Source organism: Pseudonocardia pini, assembly GCF_013870575.1.
Lineage (GTDB): Bacteria > Actinomycetota > Actinomycetes > Mycobacteriales > Pseudonocardiaceae > Pseudonocardia > Pseudonocardia pini.
Map to the genome: position 1 here is coordinate 1 of NZ_JACBXB010000929.1, position 1,910 is coordinate 1,910.

The 1,910-nt window shown below is 74.1% G+C and carries 4 protein-coding genes; all 4 read left to right on the forward strand.

Annotated features, from left to right (window positions below):
• A partial coding sequence (locus H5J29_RS30930; RefSeq protein ID WP_220188150.1) for a hypothetical protein occupies nucleotides 1-460 on the forward strand: 460 nt, incomplete at its 5' end.
• Nucleotides 457-858, forward strand: a complete 402-nt coding sequence (locus tag H5J29_RS30935) for a roadblock/LC7 domain-containing protein (protein ID WP_181784479.1) — start codon at nucleotides 457-459, stop codon at nucleotides 856-858. The genes H5J29_RS30930 and H5J29_RS30935, both read left to right, overlap by 4 nt.
• 3 nt (nucleotides 859-861) lie before the next feature.
• Nucleotides 862-1,245 carry a DUF742 domain-containing protein gene (locus tag H5J29_RS30940; RefSeq protein ID WP_220188151.1) on the forward strand — a complete coding sequence of 128 codons (384 nt, stop codon included), beginning with the start codon at nucleotides 862-864 and terminating at the stop codon, nucleotides 1,243-1,245.
• A complete protein-coding gene (locus H5J29_RS30945) occupies nucleotides 1,229-1,795 on the forward strand; it encodes a GTP-binding protein (RefSeq protein ID WP_181784480.1) in 567 nt (188 codons plus the stop codon). The genes H5J29_RS30940 and H5J29_RS30945 overlap by 17 nt, the downstream gene beginning before the upstream one ends.
• Nucleotides 1,796-1,910 lie beyond the last annotated feature (115 nt).

The window sequence follows — 1,910 nt, forward strand, 5'->3', positions numbered from 1 at the left end:
ATTCGGCCACAGTGGATTCGGCCACGATGGACCGCGGGACGCCGCGGGCCTGCGCGGCCCCGGAAGCAGCGCGGACGCGGTGCGCCTCGCGTCGACCGAACCGTCCACGAGGGACACCGCCGACACGAACGGCCACACCGGACCCGACGCCGGCCCCTCGGAGGGGGAGCGGACCGACGCCGACCGGATGCCGATCCCGGCGCCCCGGACCTCGCCCGCCGAGGCGACGGGACCGAACACCGGCACCAGCGGCCTGCGCAGGCGGGTCCCCCAGGCCAACCTCGCCCCGGAGCTGAAGGCGGGCAGCACGCCCGCGGGCTCCGCACCGGCCCCGGCCCGCCCGGCGGGCCCGAGCTCGGACGCCGCGCAGGCGCTGTCCCGCTACCAGGCGAGCAGGCAGGCGGCCCAGGCCGTCGCCGACCAACACGAGCACGTCGACGACAGGAGGACCCACCAGTGAGCACCTCGACCGGCAGGCTGGACTGGCTGCTCGTGGAGTTCACCCGGGACGTCCCGGGTGTGCGGAACGCGGTGGTCGTCTCGGGCGACGGGCTCCGCCTCGCCGCCTCCCCGGGCGTCGGCGAGGCCCTCGGCGACCAGCTGTCCGCGGCGGCGTCCGGGCTGGTCAGCCTGGCCAACGGCACCGCGCAGCTGCTCGGCTCGGGCGCGGTGAGCCAGACCATCCTGGAGATGGAGGGCGGCTACCTGTTCGTCACTGCCGTGAGCCGCGGCGCGACGCTCGCCGTGCACGCCGAGCGGGCCTGCGACATCGGCATGATCGGCTACGAGATGACGCTGCTCGCGTCGCGGGTGGGCCACGCCCTGACTCCGGCGCCACGCACACCGGCCGGGCGGTAGCAGGTGGCCGCGGACGACGGGGAGATCCCCGCACCCAGACGGGCGGGCCGGGTGGTCCCGGTGTACGCCGTCACCGGCGGCCGGACACGCTCGGCGGGCAAGGAGCTGCCGGTCGAGGCGCTCGTGACGGTCACGCACTCCGGCCGGCACGCCGCGGACCTGCAGTTGGAGTACCGCACGATCCTCGGCCTGGCCGCCGCCCCGGTGTCGCTGGTCGAGATCGGCGCCCACCTGCAGGTGCCGGTGGGGGTGGCCAGGGTGCTGGTCGGTGACCTGGCCGACGCCGGGTACGTCGCCGTGCACCTGCCGCAGGTCGGGGGCGACGGCACCCCCGGCCCCGAGATCCTGGAACGACTGTTGGAGGGACTCCGTGCGCGATCGGGGTGAGCTCTACCCGCTGAAGATCCTGGTGGCAGGCGGCTTCGGGGTCGGCAAGACGACCTTCGTGCGCTCGCTGTCGGAGATCCCGCCGCTGCTCACCGAGCAGGCGATGACGGCGGCGTCGATCGGGGTGGACGAGACCGCGGCGGTGCCGGACAAGGTCACCACCACGGTGGCGATGGACTTCGGCCGGATCACGGTCGACGACTCGCTGATCCTCTACCTGTTCGGCACGCCGGGGCAGTCCCGCTTCTGGTTCATGTGGGACGAGCTGGCCCGCGGCTCGGTGGGCGCGGTGGTCCTCGTGGACCTGCGCCGGGTCGACGAGTGCTTCCCGGCGATCGACTACTTCGAGGACCGGCGGATCCCGTACGTCATCGGCGTCAACCGGTTCCCCGGGTACGAGCAGCACAGCGAGGACGACGTCCGGGACGCCCTGGCGCTCGCGGCCGAGACCCCGGTGCTGTGGATGGATGCCCGCGAGGCCGGCTCGAGCCTCAGGTCGCTGGTGGCGCTGGTCGAGCACGCGCTTTCGCGCACGGCCGTCGCGGGCTGACACGCCGGGATCACCGGCGCGAACTCGTCGACCGAACGGCACTCTCGCTCAGACCTACTGAGCGAGAGTGCCGTTCGTGTGTGACTAGCGGGGGAGGGCCGCGGCGCGCCAGGCG